This is a genomic window from Agrobacterium tumefaciens (assembly GCF_009649785.1).
GTDB classification, from domain to species: Bacteria; Pseudomonadota; Alphaproteobacteria; order Rhizobiales; family Rhizobiaceae; genus Agrobacterium; species Agrobacterium tumefaciens.
Window position 1 is genome coordinate 21,780 of the sequence record NZ_WJOK01000019.1, and the last position, 19,607, is coordinate 41,386.

The window sequence follows — 19,607 nt, forward strand, 5'->3', positions numbered from 1 at the left end:
ATGAACTTCTCCGCATGGTCAATCCGTAACCCGATTGCGCCGCTTCTCGGCTTCGCGCTTTTGATGTTCCTCGGCATCCAGGCCTTCAACGCCCTGCCGATCACCCGTTTTCCGAATATCGACGTTCCCGTCGTTGCCGTCACCGTGACCCAGAGCGGCGCTTCGCCGTCCGAGCTGGAAATGCAGGTGACGAAGGAGATCGAAGACGCTGTCGCCGCCATTAGCGGCGTCGACGAAATCCAGTCGACCGTCACCGACGGACAATCCCTGACAACCGTCGTCTTCCGCATCGAAAAGCCGACGGAAGAGGCGGTTCAGGACGTCAAGGACGCTATCGACAAGATCCGCAGCGATCTGCCATCCGACATCGAAGTGCCTGTTGTCAGCAAGATCGACGTGGAAGGCCAGGCAATCCAGACCTTTGCCGTCTCCTCGCCGAACATGACGCTGGAAGAACTGTCCTGGTTCGTTGATGACACCATCAAGCGTTCGCTGCAGGGCAAGTCCGGCATCGGCAAGGTCGACCGTTATGGCGGCGCCGACCGCGAAGTGCGCGTTTCGCTCAGCCCCGAAAAGCTCGACGCCTACGGCATCACCGCAAGCGAAGTGAACGGCCAGCTGCGCGGCACCAATATCGACCTTGGCTCCGGCCGCGGCCAGGTTGGCGGTAACGAACAGACGATCCGCACGCTCGGCGACACCCGCGATGTCACCCAGCTTGCCAACACCACCATCGCGCTCTCCAATGGCCGTTTCGTAAAGCTCGCCGAACTCGGCACCGTCACGGACACCTATGAGGAGCAGAAGTCCTTCTCGCGCTTCAACGGCAACCCCGCCGTTACCTTTGCGGTGTTCCGCTCCAAGGGCGCCAGCGAGGTTTCGGTCGCCAAAACCGTGGCCGAAAGCCTCGATCAGGTCCGCAAGGACCATCCCGACGTCGCGATCCAGATGGTCGATGACGCCGTCTACTTCACCTACGGCAACTATACGGCAGCGCTCGATACGCTGATCGAAGGCGCGGTCCTCGCCGTCATCGTGGTTCTGCTGTTCCTCAGGAACTGGCGCGCTACCCTGATTGCCGCCGTGGCCCTGCCGCTCTCCGCGATCCCGACATTCTGGATCATGGACATCATGGGCTTCTCGCTCAACCTCGTCAGCTTCCTCGCATTGACGCTCGCCACGGGTATTCTCGTGGACGACGCCATCGTGGAAATCGAGAACATCGCCCGCCACATCAAGATGGGCAAGACGCCGTATCGCGCCTCGCTGGAAGCCGCAGACGAAATCGGCCTTGCCGTCATCGCCACCAGCTTCACCATCATCGCCGTCTTCGTGCCCGTGTCGTTCATGCCCGGCATTCCCGGCCAGTACTTCATCCAGTTCGGTCTGACGGTCGCCTTCTCGGTGTTCTTCTCGCTGGCGGTCGCCCGTCTCATCACGCCCTTGATGGCCGCCTATCTCATGCGCGCCGAAGACGCGATGGATGACCATGCCGACAATGACGGCTGGCTGATGAAAGCCTATACGCGCATGGTTTCCGCCACCACCTCCAAATGGTGGGCGCGTTACCTGACGCTGGTCGGCGCCATCGGCTTCCTCATTGCTTCCGTCATGCTTCTTAGCCAGGTGCCGGGCAGCTTCCTGCCGCCGGACGACGCCTCGCGCGTAACGCTTTCGGTGGAACTGCCGCCCAATGCGACGCTGGACGAGACAGACCGGACGACGACCGAAATCTTCCACGCCATCCGCGATATCAACGGTGTGGAAAGCGTCTTCATCCTCGGCGGCGCCTCGCCCAAGGGCGATCTGGAGCTTCGCCGCGCCACCGTCAACGTCATTCTCCAGCATATCGACCATTCGCTGCTGAAAACCCTTGTCAACAAGGGTCTCGGCTCGCTTCCGCTTGTCGGCCAATATCTTCCGAAGATCGAGGAAAAGGGCCGTGTCCGTCCGCAGTGGGATGTGGAGCGGGATATCTTCGCCAAGGTCCGCAGCATTCCGGATGTGCGCATCATCAAGCTTAACGACCGCGCGGAACGCGAACTGAGCTTCAACTTCCTCTCGTCCAACGAGAAGGATCTGAACGATGCCGTCGGCATTCTCGAAAGCCGCCTGCGCGCCTCGCCCATCCTTGCCAATGTCAGCTCCGAGGGAGCGCTTCCCCGTCCTGAACTGCAGATCCGCCCGCGCAAGGACGAGATCGCCCGCCTCGGAATCACGCCGCAGCAGATTTCGCAGACGGTGCGTGTCGCCACCATCGGTGACATCGACGCACAGTTGACGAAAATCTCGCTGGACGACCGGCAGATCCCGATCCGCGTGCAGGCATCTATCGATACCCGCCGTGACCTCGCCACCATCCGCGCGCTGAAGGTCAAGACCGCATCCGGTTCGCTGGTGCCGCTCTACAGTGTTGCCGATATCGACTATTCGGAAGGTCCAAGCTCGATCAAGCGCAACGACCGCAACCGCGTCGTCTCCATCGGCTCCGATGTACCGTTCGGCACAGCGCTCGATACGTCTACGGCGGAGTTCAAGCGGATCGTTTCGGAAACCGAACTGCCGGCAAGCGTTCGCCTTGCCGAAAGCGGTGATGCCAAGGTGCAGGGCGAAATGCAGCAGGGCTTCGTCAACGCCATGCTGCTCGGCCTGCTTCTGGTGCTGGTGGTGCTTATCCTCCTGTTCAAGGATATCATCCAGCCCTTCACCATCCTGTTCTCATTGCCACTCGCCATTGGCGGCGTGGCCGTGGCGCTCATCATCACGCAGAACGCGCTTTCGATGCCCGTTCTCATCGGCATTCTGATGCTGATGGGTATCGTGACGAAAAACGCCATCCTTCTGGTGGACTTCGCCATTGAAATGCGCCGGCACGGCATGGAACGGGTGCATGCCATGGTCGAGGCCGGCCGCAAGCGCGCCCGACCGATCATCATGACCTCCATCGCCATGTCGGCGGGCATGTTGCCCTCGGCACTTGGCGTCGGCGAAGGCGGCTCCTTCCGCGCGCCGATGGCGATTGCGGTGATCGGTGGCATCATCGTCTCCACGGTGCTGTCTCTGATCGTGGTCCCCGCCTTCTTCCTGATCATGGATGACCTGTCGCGCCTGCTCGCCCACCTCTTCGGCCGCTTCGTCGGCAAGAAGGAAGAGGAGGAAGAGTCGCTCTCCAACGAAAAACTCTCGGAGATCGCCCGCGAAAACAGCCTGGCGCTCTCCTCGCTGGAAGCGCGCGTCGCCGGCATGGAAAAAGGCTCCGGTGAAAAATCCGGTGACAAGGGCAGCAATATATTGCGGTTGCCGCCGCTCGCTGCCGAGTGAAAGTTGAGACGCCGGGTCCAGTGCCCGGCGTTTCCTTTTGTGGTGCGTTTGCTTGGTCGCGACTGCGTTGCGGCTGGCTTCTTCTGCACGCCGAGGAGAAGAGATAGGCCGCACCCGCTCGCTCCACATTTCCCTGCTCCCCGCACAACAACGCCAAACCCATTTGATCGAAATCAATTCGCTTTTCAGGTGAACTGCTAATCTCCCTCGCATCGGGAATTGCCGGTCGAAGGATAATGCGATGAGCTCTTTTCAGATAGGCGTGAGGGAAAAGGAACATCCCCGGTTTCGTATCGCTTCGGACAACCCGGCAAAAGGTTTGAGCGGGAGCCGGATGGACGTGAACAAGACCGTAAAGCTGAGCAACAGGGACAGGAACATTCTGCTGCGCGTGCCCCTGATAGGGATTGCGGATGAAGCGGCGGCGTTGAAACTGATGGAGGCGGCAACCGTCACCAATCTCAATGCCCGCCATGTACTCTTCAAGGAGGGCGAGGCAGCGCAATATTTCTACTGTGTACTGTCGGGCTATGTCCGCCTTTACCGGCTGGACAGGCACGGGCGCGAGGCGGATGTGCGTGTCAGCGGTCCGGGCGATACCTTCAACGAATGCCTGATCTTCGGCAGCGACAGCTATCGTTACAGCGCGCAGGCGGCGGAAAGCTGCACCGTGGCGCGTTTCGAACTGGCAAGAATCCGCAGCCTTGTGGATCAGGAACCGGCAATCGCCAAGGCCGTGATGCGCTGCCTCTCCAACAGCCTGCTCGGCACCATGGATTGCATTGCCAACGACCGGCTGCAAACCGCGCCGCAACGCGTTGCCCATTACCTGATCAATCAGGGGCCGCGCGACGCTACGTCCTTTTCGCTGCGTCTGCCGTTCCAGAAAAGCCTGCTCGCCGGCAAGCTCGGCCTTGCGCCGGAAGCGCTGTCGCGCGCTTTCTCCGCACTGAAAAAGGCGGGCGTCACCGTTCGCGGCCGCATCGTGCAGGTCAATGATGTCGCGGCGCTGAAACAGATTTGAAGAAGTACCGGGGAGAGGAAGAGGACGGGACGCCTACGGGTATCCCGTCCTCTAATCTTTTGTCGAGCAGGACATCAGACCGGCTGCGGCACGAAGCGGAAGCGATCGCCCTCTCGCTCGACGCGGAAAAACCCGCCAAGATGGCCGCCGGAAACCAGCCAGCCGTGATCGGCAACCTGGGTCAGCGCATCGAGACGTGTCGAATAGGCAGTTTCGGAATCGATATCATAGACGAAACCGATACCCGGATCGTCCGCCTGCAACGCGCTCACATGCAGCACATCGCCCCACAATAACAGCCGGTCATCGCCGTTACCGATGAGATAGCCGGTATGGCCAGGCGTATGGCCGGGCATGGCGATGGCCTCCATACCCTCGGCAATCCTGCCCGTGGGGATTGGCCGCAGCATGGCACCACAAATGTCGAGCAGCCGGTCGGCAATATCGAAGGCGCCCTGCCTCGCAGGCGGCAATCTCTTGCGTGCATCCTCGCTGGTGAAAAAGGCAAGATCGGCCTCGGGCACCCATATGTCCGCATTGGGAAAATAAGGCTGGTCGCCTTCGATAAGTCCCAGCGCATGGTCGCCGTGAATATGGGTGAGGATAACACGGCTGACATCATCAGGCTGGATCCCAGCGGCAATCATCCCCGCACGGGCATGGCCGTAGGTCGGCCCCCAGGCCGTGCCGCAACCGGTGTCTATCAGCGAAATACCATCAGGCCCTGACAGCACAAAACAGTTGACGTCCATATCCACCGTTTCGCCCTCATGCCCGGCAAGCGCCGCCGCCAGCGCATCCGCGCCCTGCCGGTGGATGAGGTGGCCGACAGGCGCCTTGTAGACACCATCGACAAAGCGGGAAACGTCACAGGAACCAAAACGGAGGGGCGTGGTCATATCTCAGAGACCGCCCTGCTCTTTCAGGAAACCGACGATGCGATCGACACCCTCGCCGCGCTTCATGTCGGTAAAGACGAAAGGCATGGCATTGCGCATGCGGGTGGCGTCACTGTCCATCACCATCAGATCAGCGCCGACGTAAGGGGCAAGGTCTTTCTTGTTGATGACCAGCAGGTCCGAGCGGGTGATGCCCGGCCCGCCCTTGCGCGGAATTTCCTCGCCCTGACAGACGGAGATCACATAGATGGTGATATCGGCAAGATCGGGCGAGAAAGTCGCCGCAAGATTGTCGCCACCGGATTCGATGAAGACAACATCGAGATCGGGAAAGCGCGCATTGAGACCGGCAATCGCCTGCAGATTGATCGTCGCATCCTCACGGATGGCGGTATGCGGACATCCGCCCGTCTCCACTCCAACGATACGCTCGGACGGCAGCGCCTGCATGCGCACCAGCGCTTCCGCATCCTCCTTGGTGTAGATATCGTTGGTAACGACGGCGACGGAGTAATCGGCGCTCATCGCCTTGCAAAGCTTTTCCGTCAGCGCGGTCTTGCCGGAACCGACCGGCCCGCCAATGCCGACGCGCAGTGGACCGTTGCCCGATTTCATGCCCGATGTCACAACCATGTTCCCTTCAATATGCTTTGATGTTGTCCCACCATAACGCTTCGCACGACCGCTTCAAGGGCGGCAATGCTGCATCGCGGCGAGATATTCAGGAGCGGAAAAGCCGCGTTCCCTGCATCTCGTGCCGCATGGTCGCGGTGTCGGCGATAACAGTGGCGCTGCCGAGATCGTTGAGCGTGGATTGCACGGCCCGTGCCGCCATTTCGCCGATCGACGCCTCGCTTTCGGCGAGAATGGCAACGCCATCCTTCTGCCCCGCGACGCCGAGGCGGATACCGGCGGAGACGATCTGCGAGACACCGGCATGCAGGAATGCGGCAACCGTTTCCCGAAGCGGCACGCCATGCCCTGCCGCCACCGCACCTATGGCAACAGGATAAGGAACCTCTTTCGGCAACAGCTCAAGAACCGCGTGCGGCCAGGCGCCGGCGGCGGCAACGAAGGCATCGCCGAGGAGCACCGTCTCGCGGTAGCGCTCCGCAGAACCGGCGAGCGCGCGAGCCAGATCCGCCGCTTCGCTCAGGGCGACGGCGTCCTTTCGATTACGCCAGGCATCAGCCAGAAATACCGCATCGTTCCACAGACTGCCGGAACGCAGAAGCACCTCCACCCAGCCGTAAAGGCCGGCGGCATCACTGACGCGCCGGTCCTCCACCGCCTTTTCAAGGCCGCCAGAATAGGAAAAGCCGCCGACAGGAAAGGCCGGCGACATCCAGGCCATGAGCCGCAGCAGCGCGGCAACGCCGCGATCTTCGCTCATGTTTCAGCCATGGTCGTGATGGTGACCATGGTCATGCCCGTGCCCGTGACCGTGGGAATGGCCGCCATGGGCGTGGTAAGCACCGCGCGCCGGCTGGAAAGGTTCTTCCACATCACGCACTGTTGCGCCAAGACCTTCCAGCATGGCGCGGATCACGTGGTCACGCAGGATGAGAATACGCTCCTCCTCGATCTGCGCCGAAAGGTGCCGGTTGCCCAGATGCCAGGCAAGCTCGATCAGGTGAAGACGGTCCTTCGCCTTGATTTCGAACAGCTTTTCGTCCGCAGCGCGAACCTCCACCAGATCACCGTTCTCCACCACCAGCAGGTCGCCATGGGCAAACAGTACAGCTTCCTTCAAATCCAACATCACCATCTCGTCATTCTGCAAATGCAGAAGTTTGCGGCGCAGATGTCGCTGGTCATGCGCGAGAGTGACATAACCGGAAGGTTCGTCGGCTGGAGTTCCGGCGGGGTGATAGGACGTGACGCGCAGCATGGGATGATCCATTTCAGAAACAGTCTTGGGGTTCCGATTGTTGACGGATAGCCCGGCCGATTTCAAGGCGTGTTTTCAGGTCGAACGCGTCTCGGAAAACGAAAAAGCCCGGCATCGCTGCCGGGCCTTGTCAAAAAAAGCAAACCGCAATCAGGCCGCAGCGCGGCTTTTCAGGTTTTCCAGAATGTTCTGCGGCGAGGAAACGCCGTAAGGGTCGGTATCGCTATTATCGCAATAGCCCTCTTCCTCGAACCACTGCTCCACCAGACCGTCATTGATGACGGCGGCGTAACGCCAGGAGCGCATGCCGAAACCGAGATTGTCCTTGGCGACCAGCATGCCCATCTTGCGGGTGAACTCGCCCGAACCGTCAGGAATGACCTTGACGTTTTCGAGGTTCTGGCCCTTTGCCCAGGCATTCATCACGAAGGCGTCGTTGACCGACAGGCAATAGATTTCATCGACGCCGAGCGCGCGGAATTCGCCCGCGAGCTTTTCGAAATCGGGAAGCTGGTAGGTCGAGCAAGTCGGCGTGAAAGCGCCGGGCAACGAGAAGAGAACGACCTTTTTGCCCTTGAAGTAATCGTCGGAGGTCATGTCCTGCCAACGGAAAGGGTTGGGGCCACCAACGGCCTCGTCGCGAACACGCGTGCGGAAGGTAACGGCGGGCACTTTTTTGCCGAGCATGTCTTGTCTCCTGATCTGTCTTCAATTTTCTGGCGTTTTGCACGGATCGCTTGGGACCGATCCGCACGGAATTCTTTTGCCGTTTCTTTAGCGCAAGATGCGCTGCGGTGCAGCATAAAAATCGGATTACCAGACGTCAAATCAACGAAACGTCGCACCGCGGTAAGATCAATTGTGCAGCGCTACCGACCAGCGCAACAGTGGCGGCAACGGTGTCCACCAGCCGGTGCGAATGCCGGCTTGCCGCAGCATGGCGGCAGACCACGTGTTGCAGCCGGCCAGCGCATTGAACCAGCCATTCGCCTCGAAAAATCCATCCGTCAGGCTGTAGGAAGCACCGGGTATAAGCTGAACTTTGCCATTGTCCCGCAGGAAGCTCGCACGAACGCCCGCCACAAGTCGCTGATATCCCGCTTCGGAAATGCGAAGGCGCTTCACCCCGGCAAAGTCGGCGGGAAAATCCCCAGTCACATCCACATGCATCACCGACTGGTCGAGTGTCAGAGAGCGCACGACCGGCATCGGCTTCAGGTCGGCCCATGTCGGCGTCTGTATGTAAAACGACCGGCCACCCCAGCCGAACACCAGATAGGCAGCAGCCGGATGGTTGACCGCGATACCGCCCTCCTGCAATTCGGAAAAGGCCCGCCGCAGATCGTCATCAACAGGCAGGGCGATATCGGTATGGATCGGATTGGATAACAGCAATATCGCGCGATCACTCACGCCGCTTGTTTCATCGGCAAAAAAGGGTCGCGGCACGACGGTGCCGAGCACAAGAAGCAGGATGATCAGCAGCAGGCCACCGCCGATCCACCTTGTGATAAATCTCACCACGAAACGCCGTTAAAACAGGAAATAACGCTGCGCCATCGGCAGCACCGTCGCCGGTTCACAGGTCAGAAGCTCGCCATCGGCGCGCACCTCATACGTTTCCGGGTCAACCTCGATATGCGGGGTCAGCGAATTGTGGATCATCGAGGCCTTGGAAATGCCGCCGCGCACGTTCTTCACCGCCATCAGCTTCTTGGCAACACCAAGACGCCCTGCAAGGCCGGCATCCAGCGACGCCTGACTGACAAATGTAACCGAGGAATTGGTGCGCAGCTTGCCATAGGCGGCAAACATCGGGCGGTAATGCATCGGCTGCGGCGTGGGAATGGAGGCATTCGGATCGCCCATCGGTGCCGCGGCGATGGAACCGCCGAGCAACACCATTTCCGGCTTCACGCCGAAGAATGCCGGGTTCCACAATACCAGATCGGCACGCTTGCCGACTTCGATAGAGCCGATCTCATGGCTGACGCCCTGCGCGATGGCCGGGTTGATGGTATATTTGGCGATGTAACGGCGGACGCGGAAATTGTCGTTTTCGCCGGTCTCTTCCTTCAGGCGGCCGCGCTGGCGCTTCATCTTGTCAGCTGTCTGCCAGGTGCGGATCGCCACTTCACCGACACGGCCCATGGCCTGGCTGTCGGAGGAAATGATCGAGAACGCGCCGATATCGTGGAGAATATCCTCCGCCGCGATGGTTTCCTTGCGGATGCGGCTTTCGGCGAACGCGATATCCTCAGGGATGGACGACGACAGATGGTGGCACACCATCAGCATATCCAGATGTTCGGCCAGTGTATTGATGGTGTAGGGCCGCGTCGGGTTGGTGGAAGACGGGATGACGTTCGGATTGCCGCAGACCTTGATGATATCAGGCGCATGGCCACCGCCTGCCCCTTCGGTGTGGAAGGCATGGATGGTGCGGCCCTTGATGGCGGCAACCGTGTCCTCCACGAAACCGCTCTCGTTCAGCGTATCGGTGTGGATCATCACCTGCACGTCATATTCGTCAGCCACCGTCAGGCAATTGTCGATGGCGGCGGGCGTCGTGCCCCAGTCCTCGTGCAACTTCAGCGATGAGGCACCGGCAAGGATCATCTCTTCCAGCGGCGCGGGCAACGAAGCATTGCCCTTGCCCGCCAATGCGAGGTTCATCGGGAAAGCATCGAAGCTCTCGATCATCCGCTCGATGTGCCACGCGCCGGTGCAGGTGGTGGCAAGCGTGCCATGCGCGGGGCCGGAACCGCCGCCCAGCATGCAGGTAACGCCGCTCATCAGCGCTTCTTCGATCTGCTGCGGGCAGATGAAGTGGATATGTGCATCCATGCCACCGGCAGTCAGAATCTTGCCTTCGCCGGCAATCGCCTCTGTCGAAGGGCCGACAATGATTGTCACGCCCGGCTGCGTATCGGGGTTGCCCGCCTTGCCGATGGCGTGGATGCGCCCGTTCTTCAGGCCCACATCCGCTTTGTAGATGCCGCTATGGTCGACGATGACGACGTTGGTGATGACGGTATCGACAGCGCCCTCGGCCCGCGTCGCCTGGCTCTGGCCCATGCCGTCGCGAATGACCTTGCCACCGCCGAATTTCACTTCCTCGCCATAGGTCGTGTAGTCCTTCTCGATCTCGATGAAGAGTTCGGTATCGGCAAGACGCACCTTGTCGCCGACGGTCGGGCCGAACATGCCGGCATAGGCGGCGCGGGAAATCTTGTAAGGCATGGGTTCAGGCTCCTTCGGACGCGGAGAAAATCGATATGGGAGAAATTCGTGTCAGCCGGCCCTCGTGTGTGAGGGCATCTACAAGCTGTTTTTCGGCGGCAAACGGATGCCCGTTCCAGCCGTGATGACCAAAGCCCGCAATCGCCACCTCGTCATCACCGCCGCTCACGGTCTCCAGAACATGGGCGATGGCCAAAAGCCCGGTGCTCGGGCAGACGTAAGGGGCCGGCGCATAGACCTGCAATGCGTGATCAAGCCGCTCATGCACCCCGCGCGGAATGACGAGGTGGCTCTTGCCGGTCTCTTCGGCTAATGCTGCGAAACCGGCGGTATAATCGGCACAAAAATCGGTCAGTTCGGGCCAGCGAGCGCGGATATCCGGCTCCATCTGCGAAAATTTCGCGGGATCGCGCACCGACCAGATAGCGGAAGCCTGCTGCACCCCCTCATTGTCGCGCCACGCGGCCCCTGCGCTCATCTCGCGGCCAGGCCGGCCGGTGTTACAAACGGCCACCACATCCGTGCGGCTGCCGCCAGCGCCCAGCGAACGGCAATCGTTGAAGCGGATGACAATGTCGGAAAGGTCGATGAGATCAGCCACGCCCTGCGGCATTTCTCCGTTTCCGACAATCATGATCCGCCGCCCCATACCGTTCAGAAACCTTCGGACAACTGGCGCAATTCATCAGCGCGCTTGTTGCTCATATCGGCCAGGCATGAGGAAACCAGCATCGGCTCCATCGTGCCGCCACGCGCCTGAAACCCGAAGGCATCACAATTGGCATCGCGAAACGCCACCCAGGCACGCTGGGCGGCAACCAATGCATCCACGGCACCCTTGCCGCTCTCGTCTGCCGTCTTGTCACGCTCCGCAAGCTGCTTGCGGACCTTCTGGTAGGCGGCGTTCAACTGCTTGTCGGCCTTTTCGTAATCCTTGCCGGCGCAGATTGTCATATCGGCCTGCGTTTGCGGCGAGGTGCAATCGGGCGCGTCATCGGCAAATGCGGAAGACGCCGCAAGAGACAGCAGGACAGCCGCACCGAAACAGAATTTTTTCAAAGTCATGGCCATCACTCAGGCAGCCGCGCCATCGAAAGCCTGCGGCTTCAGCGCACGCGGATCGACACCATCAAGGCAATTGGTATTCACCGCCACCATCGGCGTCCCATCCGGCCCATCGGCATAGGCAAAACTCTCAATGCCGCAGGTGGCGCAGAACAGATGATGGATCTTGTGCTTGTTGAAGAGATATTCCGTCAGCTTGTCGTCGCCGGAAAGCAGGGTGAATTTTTCGCGCGGCGCAAAGGCAAGCGTCGAGCCCAAGCGCTTGCAGCGCGAGCAATTGCACACAACCGTGTGGTCGAGATCGGCATCGACCTCGAAGCTCACGTCGCCGCACTGGCAACTTCCGTGATAATGTGCCGTCGCCATCTCATAACCTCCCCATGATCTGTTGACGAAACCCGTAAACCTCACGCTTGCCGGAAAGCGGCACCAGCGTCACTTCCCGTTTCTGGCCGGGTTCAAAACGAACCGCAGTACCAGCCGGAATGTCGAGACGCATGCCGCGCACCTTGTCGCGGTCGAAGACAAGACCCGCATTGGTCTCAAAGAAATGGTAGTGGCTGCCCACCTGCACCGGCCGGTCGCCGGTATTGGCCACCTCGATCGTCACCGTTGGCTGGCCGGCATTGAGTTCGATGGTGCCCTCTGCGGCAATGATTTCGCCTGGTTTCATGGTGCTCCCCTTTGTCTCTCTCAAGCAGCGGTGGCTGCCGCGCAGCCTTCAGCCTTCAGCACCCGTGTCGTCGATGCCGGATTGTTGACGAGTTTGGCCGCCGGGCGGATGGGCCTGCGAACCAGCTCGCCGCCGCAATTCGGGCAGGCGCCTTTGAGCACATCGGTCGCGCAATCGGCGCAAAAGGTGCATTCGAACGAGCAGATCATCGCAACCCGGCTGTCGGGGGCAAGATCACGGTCGCAGCATTCGCAATTGGGCCGAAGCTCCAGCGCCATATCGTCCCCCTCAGCGTATCGGTTCGTGAACGGTCACAAGCTTGGTGCCGTCGGGAAATGTTGCTTCCACCTGCACATCATGGATCATGTCGGCGATGCCTTCCATAACCTGATCGCGGGAAATGACATGCGCGCCGGCTTCCATCAGGTCGGCCACCGCGCGACCATCGCGGGCGCCCTCGACAACGAAATCGGTAATCAGCGCAATCGCTTCCGGGTAATTCAGCTTCACGCCACGCTCCAGCCGGCGGCGCGCCACCATGGCGGCCATGGAAATCAGCAGCTTGTCTTTTTCTCTCGGAGTAAGGTTCATCGTCGTCCCGCAGCTTTCGCACCTGTCCCGCAAAACACAGTGTTTCGGGGGCTGATCCGACTTGTTTGACAGACCCCGGAAGGTCGCATGTCGCGGGCGATCCGGAGCTTTACAGATTCCAGACTTTCGGCACTGGCGCGCCGTTTCGCAAGAGCGAAATGATCGGAAAAAGTATTTTTCTAAGGGAGAAGCCGTCCGCGGCGGACACGCGCACGACAAGCTTGCCCTGCCACTCGCTGGCGCCGCCGCTTTCCCCGGCAATAGCCCGGATTTTAGGCAAAAGCGCCTCGGCCAGAGGCCCGATATAAAGAAGCGTGGCAAAGGCCACCTGCCCGGCAAGCACCGCCGGTTTTGCAGTCAGCTCCGCCACTTCTCCCGCAAGCAGCAGCTCTTCGGCATGTACCAGCCGGCCGCCATGGCGAATGCGCCAGCGATCCCGGAACAGGCCATGCTGCATCGCTTCGCCCATGGCCTGACGCCCGAGCAGCACGGCTTCGACGGCGATGAATTCGGAGGTTGCGTCGAGATCGGCTTCCAGCCTGCGGGTCAGCGACGCCCGGTCGAAAAGAATGGTTTCCTGCGGCAGCCAGTGCAACCGGGCGCCCGGCCCTGCGGAAACGCGGGCGGTGACGGTGGCGGTTCCGGAGGATGCCTTGTAGACCTTCTCGCAGGCCTGCGTCGTCACCACCAGCGAGGTGCCGGCTCCGGCAACAGCCTGCCATTCCATTTCATCTCCGCCGGTCAATCCGCCGGAGGAGTTGATGAGGATGGCCTCAATCTCGTTGGAAAACGTATCCGGCAGGCGGATCTTGGCGCAACCTTCCTGGAACAATTGGTCCAGCCGGCTGCGACCTTCGACAGCCTTGGTTACAATGCGTCCTCTGCCACGGGCGCGCTGCTGCCGGGCAGGTTCGCCGTCTTCGAGACCGGAAGGGCGGATGGCTTGCTGTTCTGGCTGCACGCGGTCTCCGAAACGGTTGCGGAAGCGGACCCGGCCTTGGCGCCGCAATCTTTTTTGACGACGGCATCCACTACCATCTGTCCTTCCGTGTTGCGGAAGAAATCCCACATTCTTTCCGCCGCATCAACCGTGCGCGTCACTTCGCCTGTGGGCATCTTGCGCTCCACGGCAGGTTCCGCCTTCGGCGTCTGCTCGCCACCCGGCTTGCGGGTAAGGACCGCCGACGCTGCCAGCACTTCCGCCTTCATGGTGGCGCGCGGCCAGGCATGGTCCCAATTGTCAATGACATAGGACTGGATACGTGCCCCGCCCTTGCAGACGTCATAGGAATTAACGGTGAAGCTCTCGCCCGGTCTGGTTTTCGCGCCGCCCTTGCAGCCGTCCATTTCCGCCCAGCGTTTCAGCGCCGTCTCGCCGCCATATTGCCAGTAGGACTTGCCACCACCCTGATAGGGATTGGCCGGATCCTTCAGACCCGCAAAGGCGATGATCGACATCGGCCGCGCCGGCTTGCAGCTTGCCGCATCCGGTCCCCATTTGCCCTCGGTCTCCAGCGGATAACCCGCGCGCAACGATGCAACGAAGCCGGCAGCGGTGAAATCCGCGCTGCCATTGCAGATGAATTGCGACAGCATGCGCCCGCCGCCGGAATACCCGGAACCGTAAAAGCGCTCCTCATCCACGCAGAACTTGCCTTTCACCATGGCAATTGCATCGCGAATGAAGCTCACCTCATCCAGCCCGTCGGGACGGGTGGTAACACCAGGAACATTCCAGGCATGGGTGCCGGGCAATTCGCCATTGAGGCTGCCCGCCAGCGCCACCACCATCAGGCCGTCGCGCTCGGCAAGCTTGTCCCAGCCGCTGCGGTTCAGCTGTCCGTGCGGATTGCTGTTGGAGCCGTGGAAATCGAACACCACAGGCACCGGTTTTTTTCCGTCATAGGCGGATGGAACGAAATAAACGCCTTCGCGTTTCTGACCACTGGAAAGAATGGAAAAATCATGCCTGCCCGGTTCCACGCCGGGTTGAGCAAGCTGACCGCAGGTCGAGGCCGACGCTGCGACACTCGCGCTCGCGCAGATCGCAAGACCCAGAAACAGGGTACGGGCGGAGCGGAACAGCCGGGCAGCCCGGCCAAGGGCAAAGTCTTGATGCATTGACACGCCTTTATTGGGCACGGTTTCCCCGACGATACGTCGGACGCGCGTGGAATGTAAGGGATCAACTGTCGCGGCGTGCGAATAGACTTCGTCTGTGTCTCGCATGCAGCATTTTCGCTGCCAATATCACAGGCGTTTATTCAATGAAATGCTAAAATTGCGCATAAAAGCCATGCAGACACGCATAGACTTTCAAAATATTAATCGGCCGTTTGCACACCGTGATCGGCGTGCGTGGCTTCTAGTCTCGATTTATACTGTCAGATGGCGACGCGCCTCGGGCGTATCCAGCGTTTCGGCAAGCCCCTCATGCACAATTTCGCCCCGGTCCATGATGTAGACATAGTCGGCAAGCTCACGGCAGAAATCCAGATATTGCTCGACCAGCAGGATCGCCATACCGGTTGAATCCCTGAGATATTTGATTGCGCGGCCAATATCCTTGATGATCGACGGCTGAATGCCTTCGGTCGGCTCATCGAGAACGAGGATTTTCGGCCTCGTCACCAGCGCCCGGCCGATGGCGAGCTGCTGCTGCTGGCCACCGGACAGGTCGCCGCCGCGTCTGCCCAGCATGGATTGCAGCACAGGAAACAGGCTGAAAATATCGTCGGGAATGAAACGCTCCTTGCGCGGGAGCGGCGCATAACCGCTTTCAAGGTTTTCCTGCACGCTGAGCAGCGGAAAGATTTCACGCCCCTGTGGCACGTAGCCGACACCGCGCTTGGCCCGGTGGTAAGGTGCCAGCCCATCCAGTGCTGCCCCTTCAAAGCTGATCGACCCGCCACTGATGGCATGCTGGCCGGTGACCGCGCGCAACAACGAGCTTTTGCCTACGCCGTTTCGGCCGAGAACACAGGTGATCTTGCCCATCTCCGCTTTCAGAGACACGCCCCGCAGGGCTTGGGCTGCGCCATAGTGGAGGTTGATGTTTTCGACGTTCAGCATGGTGCAACTCCATTGATGCTTTGGTGGGCGGCGCTACCCCCTCTGCCCTGCCGGGCATCTCCCCCACACGGAGGGAAATCAGATGCCGTTCCCGCTCGTCCCATCGCCTACTGGTCTTGGGGCAGGGTGTTAGCCGCTTGCCGATCTCCCCCCTTGTGGGGGAGATGCCCGGCAGGGCAGAGGGGGGTGAAGCCGCAGACGCTTCCATCACCGCCCCAGATAATTCTCGATCACCTTCGGATCGCTGGACACAAAATCGATCGACCCTTCGGCCAGCACCGAGCCCTCGGCAAGACACGTCACCTTCACGCCCAGCTCGCGGATGAAGCCCATGTCGTGCTCCACCACCACGACCGAGCGGGTCTTGGCGATTTCCTTCAGGAGTACGGCAGTTTCCGCCGTCTCCGCATCCGTCATGCCCGCCACCGGCTCGTCCACCAGAAGCAGCTTCGGCTCCTGCGCGAGCAGCATGCCGATTTCCAGCCACTGTTTCTGGCCGTGCGAGAGGTTGGCCGCGAGATCGCCGCGGCGGTGGCTGAGACGCACGGTGGCGAGGATTTCCTCGATACGCGCCTTGTCCTCCGCTGTCAGCCTGTAGAACAGCGTGGCGAAGACGCCGCGTTTGCGGTTCAACGCCAGTTCCAGATTGTCCCAGACGGTATGGCTTTCAAACACCGTTGGCTTCTGGAATTTACGCCCGATGCCCAGCTGGGCAATGTCCGCCTCGTCCTTTTTCGTGAGGTCGATGCTGTCTTCGAACAGCACCGTGCCCGTATCCGGCCGGGTCTTGCCGGTGATGATATCCATCATCGTCGTCTTGCCGGCGCCATTCGGACCGATGATGGCCCGCAGCTCGCCCGGCTCCACCACGAAGGACAGGGAATTCAGCGCCCTGAACCCGTCGAAGGAAACGGAAACACCGTCGAGATAAAGCAGGCTTTTGGTTCTGTTTTCGGAAACCGTGTTCATATCAGCCTCACTCCGCCGCCTGTTGCGCCGCTGTTGCAGCACTGTCATTGCCCGGTTGTCCGGCCGCACTTGCCGCCCGCGCAACACGCTTTTCGCGCCGGCCGACCAGATAATGCTGCACGGTGCCAACGATGCCCTTGGGGAAGAACAGCGTCACCGCGATGAACAGCCCACCCAGCGCAAACAGCCAGAATTCGGGGAAAGCGCCAGTGAAATAGCTCTTGCCGCCATTGACCAGCAGCGCGCCGATGATCGGCCCGATCAGCGTGCCGCGCCCGCCGACTGCGGTCCAAACCACCACCTCGATGGAGTTGGCGGGGGAGAATTCGCCGGGATTGATGATGCCCACCTGCGGCACGAACAGCGCACCGGCAATGCCCGCCATCATGGCCGAGACGACGAAGGTAAAGAGCTTGATGTTTTCCACCCGGAAACCGAGGAAGCGCACCCGGCTTTCGGCATCGCGCACGCCCACCAGCACCTTGCCGAATTTGGAATTGACGATGCCAGATGCAATCAGCAGCGAAAGCGCCAGCATCACGGCCGTCATCGCAAACAGCACGGCACGGGTGCCATCCGCCTGCACGGAAAAGCCGAGAATATCCTTGAAATCGGTGAGACCATTATTGCCGCCGAAACCCATGTCGTTGCGGAAGAAGGCAAGCAGCAGGGCGTAGGTCATAGCCTGCGTGATGATGGAGAGGTAAACGCCGTTGACGCGCGAGCGGAAGGCGAACCAGCCGAACACGAAGGCGAGCAGGCCGGGCACCACCAGCACCATCAGTGCTGCAAACCAGAACATGTCGAAGCCATGCCAGAACCACGGCAGTTCCTTCCAGTTGAGGAACACCATGAAGTCAGGCAGCACGGGATGGCCGTAAACACCGCGCGTGCCGATCTGCCGCATCAGATACATGCCCATGGCATAACCGCCGAGCGCGAAGAAGGCGGCGTGGCCGAGCGAGAGAATGCCGCAATATCCCCAGACCAGATCAAGCGCCAGCGCCAGCAGCGCATAGGCCAGATATTTGCCGAGCATCGACATGATGTAGGTCGGGATGCGGAACGCGCTGTCAGCCGGCAACAGCAGATTGGAGGCGGGCACCAGCACGGCGATGGCCAGGATGATGCCGATGGCGATGGAAATGCGGCGATCGAGCGCGCGCAGGAGGAAGCCGGTAATCATGCTTCGATCGCCCTTCCCTTGAGTGCGAAGAGACCACGCGGCCGCTTCTGGATGAACAGGATGATGAGAACGAGCACGAGGATCTTGCCGAGCACGGCGCCCACCGTCGGCTCAAGGAACTTGTTGAGCACGCCGAGCGACAGCGCACCCACGAGCGTTCCCCAGAGATTGCCGACCCCGCCGAATACCACCACCATGAAACTGTCGATGATGTAGCTCTGGCCGAGATTGGGCGAGACATTGTCGATCTGCGACAGCGCTACCCCGGCAAGGCCGGCAACGCCGGAACCGAGCGCGAAGGTGAAGGCATCCACCCAGGGCGTGCGGATGCCCATGGAAGAGGCCATGCGGCGGTTCTGGGTCACAGCGCGCATCTGCAAGCCGAAGGCGGAGCGCTTCAAAAGCACCAGCAGCGCGAAGAAGACGGAAAGCGAGAAACAGACGATCCACACCCGGTTCCAGGTGAAATTGAGGTAACCGACGCTGAACGAGCCGGACATCCAGCTCGGGCTGCCGACCTCACGGTTGGTCGGGCCGAAGATGGAACGCACGCCCTGTTGCAGGATCAGCGAGATACCCCAGGTGGCGAGCAGCGTTTCCAGCGGTCGCCCGTAGAGATAGCGGATGACGCCGCGCTCCATGATGAGGCCGACGCAGGCTGTGACCAGAAAGGCGGCCGGCAGGGCAATCGCCAGTGACCAGTCGAACAGGCCGGGGAAATGGCTGCGGATCAACTCCTGCACCATGAAGGTGGAGTAAGCGCCGATCATCACCATCTCGCCATGCGCCATATTGATGATGCCCATGACGCCGAAGGTGATGGCAAGACCGATGGCGGCGAGCAGCAGCACCGAGCCGAGCGACAGGCCGTACCAGACATTCTGTGCGTAATCCCAGAAGGCAAGGGAACTCTCGATGCTCGAAATCGCCTCGTCCACATCCGGCTTCAGGCTCGGATCAACCGTGGGCGTCGCCGCCATCAGAATGCTGATCGCATCGCGCCCGCCAAGCGCCTTGATGGTGGCGATCGCTTCTTTCTTCACCTCAAGGGGGCGGTCGGAGGAAAGCAGCGAGACAGCCCGCGCCTCCTCCATCCGCGTCCGCACCTCTTTGTCGGTTTCCTTGGATATGGCCGCTTCCAGCAATTCCAGATTTTCGGCACTGGGGGCTTTCAGAACCGCATCGGCGGCGGAAAGCCGCACCGAGCGTTCCGGACTGAGCAACGTCAGGCCGCCCATCGCGGCGCGGATGACGCGACGCAGATTGTTGTTGACCCTGATCTTGGTAACCGCCGCCTTCGGGGCTTCGCCAGCACTTTCGCCGGTCAGCGGATCGATGAGTGTGAAATTGGAACCCGACGGCTTGGTCATGAACACCAGATTGTCGGCCTTGCGCACGTAAAGATCGCCTGATGCAAAAGCCTCAAGCGCCGGCACCACCCGCGCGTCGCCGGTGGCAGCAATCTGGCCGATCAATGTTTCGGCCTGCTTGAAGTCAGCCGTGCCGAGCTGGTCGATCAGCGCCTTCGGATCGCTCTGCGCGAGGGACTGGGCGGCGATCCCCAGGGTGAGCCAGAGGAAGATGGCTCCGAGAAAAGATCGGATCGTCATGTCGGGTTCCTTGGAGCGGTTTGCGACTCTGCGGTTGCGTGTGGCACGACCTGAATATGCGGC

Annotated in this window: 21 protein-coding genes; 2 read left to right on the plus strand and 19 right to left on the minus strand. The window is 60.7% G+C overall.

The window, feature by feature from the left end; translation table 11 throughout:
* Together GH784_RS19240 and GH784_RS19245 are read left to right on the plus strand one after the other, a co-directional pair.
* Positions 1-3,321: an efflux RND transporter permease subunit gene (locus tag GH784_RS19240; RefSeq protein ID WP_025594318.1), complete on the plus strand. Its 3,321-nt coding sequence runs from the start codon at positions 1-3 to the stop codon at positions 3,319-3,321.
* Positions 3,322-3,655: 334 nt separating this feature from the next.
* Entirely contained in the window at positions 3,656-4,345 is a 690-nt protein-coding gene (locus GH784_RS19245; protein WP_019565122.1) for a Crp/Fnr family transcriptional regulator, read from the plus strand.
* A gap of 74 nt (positions 4,346-4,419) precedes the next feature.
* Here the strand turns inward: GH784_RS19245 and aidB are convergent, their stop codons facing one another.
* From aidB to urtB, 19 genes are all read right to left on the minus strand, one after another.
* Complete coding sequence (gene aidB, locus GH784_RS19250) at positions 4,420-5,244, minus strand: AidB family quorum-quenching N-acyl homoserine lactonase (protein WP_065702621.1); 825 nt, start codon at positions 5,242-5,244, stop codon at positions 4,420-4,422.
* A 3-nt stretch (positions 5,245-5,247) separates the two neighbouring features.
* Complete coding sequence (ureG, locus tag GH784_RS19255; protein ID WP_003513889.1) at positions 5,248-5,859, minus strand: urease accessory protein UreG; 612 nt, start codon at positions 5,857-5,859, stop codon at positions 5,248-5,250.
* A 106-nt stretch (positions 5,860-5,965) separates the two neighbouring features.
* Positions 5,966-6,637 carry an urease accessory protein UreF gene (locus GH784_RS19260; RefSeq protein ID WP_065702620.1) on the minus strand — a complete coding sequence of 224 codons (672 nt, stop codon included), beginning with the start codon at positions 6,635-6,637 and terminating at the stop codon, positions 5,966-5,968.
* Between the two features lie 3 nt (positions 6,638-6,640).
* Positions 6,641-7,135, minus strand: coding sequence for an urease accessory protein UreE (ureE, locus tag GH784_RS19265; protein WP_038492924.1), 495 nt, complete (start codon positions 7,133-7,135; stop codon positions 6,641-6,643).
* A gap of 150 nt (positions 7,136-7,285) precedes the next feature.
* Positions 7,286-7,822, minus strand: a complete 537-nt coding sequence (locus GH784_RS19270) for a peroxiredoxin (RefSeq protein WP_013636710.1) — start codon at positions 7,820-7,822, stop codon at positions 7,286-7,288.
* Positions 7,823-7,990: 168 nt separating this feature from the next.
* On the minus strand, positions 7,991-8,659 hold the full coding sequence (locus GH784_RS19275; RefSeq protein ID WP_065702619.1) for a TIGR02117 family protein: 669 nt from the start codon (positions 8,657-8,659) through the stop codon (positions 7,991-7,993).
* A gap of 9 nt (positions 8,660-8,668) precedes the next feature.
* Positions 8,669-10,378, minus strand: a complete 1,710-nt coding sequence (gene ureC, locus GH784_RS19280) for an urease subunit alpha (RefSeq protein ID WP_013636712.1) — start codon at positions 10,376-10,378, stop codon at positions 8,669-8,671.
* A gap of 4 nt (positions 10,379-10,382) precedes the next feature.
* A complete protein-coding gene (locus tag GH784_RS19285; protein WP_065702618.1) occupies positions 10,383-11,027 on the minus strand; it encodes a Urease operon accessory protein in 645 nt (214 codons plus the stop codon).
* Between the two features lie 5 nt (positions 11,028-11,032).
* On the minus strand, positions 11,033-11,443 hold the full coding sequence (locus tag GH784_RS19290) for a lysozyme inhibitor LprI family protein (RefSeq protein ID WP_003513903.1): 411 nt from the start codon (positions 11,441-11,443) through the stop codon (positions 11,033-11,035).
* Between the two features lie 9 nt (positions 11,444-11,452).
* Positions 11,453-11,809, minus strand: coding sequence for a GFA family protein (locus GH784_RS19295; RefSeq protein ID WP_038492016.1), 357 nt, complete (start codon positions 11,807-11,809; stop codon positions 11,453-11,455).
* A gap of 1 nt (position 11,810) precedes the next feature.
* Complete coding sequence (locus tag GH784_RS19300) at positions 11,811-12,116, minus strand: urease subunit beta (protein ID WP_003491734.1); 306 nt, start codon at positions 12,114-12,116, stop codon at positions 11,811-11,813.
* 20 nt (positions 12,117-12,136) lie between these two features.
* On the minus strand, positions 12,137-12,394 hold the full coding sequence (locus tag GH784_RS19305; protein ID WP_003513907.1) for a DUF1272 domain-containing protein: 258 nt from the start codon (positions 12,392-12,394) through the stop codon (positions 12,137-12,139).
* Positions 12,395-12,404: 10 nt separating this feature from the next.
* The gene (locus tag GH784_RS19310; protein WP_003513909.1) at positions 12,405-12,707 is read right to left on the minus strand and encodes an urease subunit gamma; all 303 of its coding nucleotides are present in this window, start codon (positions 12,705-12,707) and stop codon (positions 12,405-12,407) included.
* 109 nt (positions 12,708-12,816) lie between these two features.
* On the minus strand, positions 12,817-13,668 hold the full coding sequence (locus GH784_RS19315) for an urease accessory protein UreD (protein ID WP_003513912.1): 852 nt from the start codon (positions 13,666-13,668) through the stop codon (positions 12,817-12,819).
* Positions 13,575-14,828: a CE1 family esterase gene (locus GH784_RS19320; protein WP_065702617.1), complete on the minus strand. Its 1,254-nt coding sequence runs from the start codon at positions 14,826-14,828 to the stop codon at positions 13,575-13,577. Before GH784_RS19320 ends, GH784_RS19315 begins: the two co-directional genes overlap by 94 nt.
* Before the next feature lie 255 nt (positions 14,829-15,083).
* Positions 15,084-15,779: an urea ABC transporter ATP-binding subunit UrtE gene (urtE, locus tag GH784_RS19325; protein ID WP_003513916.1), complete on the minus strand. Its 696-nt coding sequence runs from the start codon at positions 15,777-15,779 to the stop codon at positions 15,084-15,086.
* A 207-nt stretch (positions 15,780-15,986) separates the two neighbouring features.
* Complete coding sequence (gene urtD / locus GH784_RS19330) at positions 15,987-16,748, minus strand: urea ABC transporter ATP-binding protein UrtD (RefSeq protein ID WP_003513917.1); 762 nt, start codon at positions 16,746-16,748, stop codon at positions 15,987-15,989.
* Positions 16,749-16,755: 7 nt separating this feature from the next.
* Positions 16,756-17,934 (minus strand): urea ABC transporter permease subunit UrtC, encoded by a 1,179-nt coding sequence (urtC, locus tag GH784_RS19335; RefSeq protein WP_003513919.1) that lies wholly within the window; start codon positions 17,932-17,934, stop codon positions 16,756-16,758.
* Complete coding sequence (gene urtB, locus GH784_RS19340) at positions 17,931-19,544, minus strand: urea ABC transporter permease subunit UrtB (RefSeq protein WP_025594332.1); 1,614 nt, start codon at positions 19,542-19,544, stop codon at positions 17,931-17,933. Before urtB ends, urtC begins: the two co-directional genes overlap by 4 nt.
* Between the last annotated feature and the right edge of the window lie 63 nt (positions 19,545-19,607).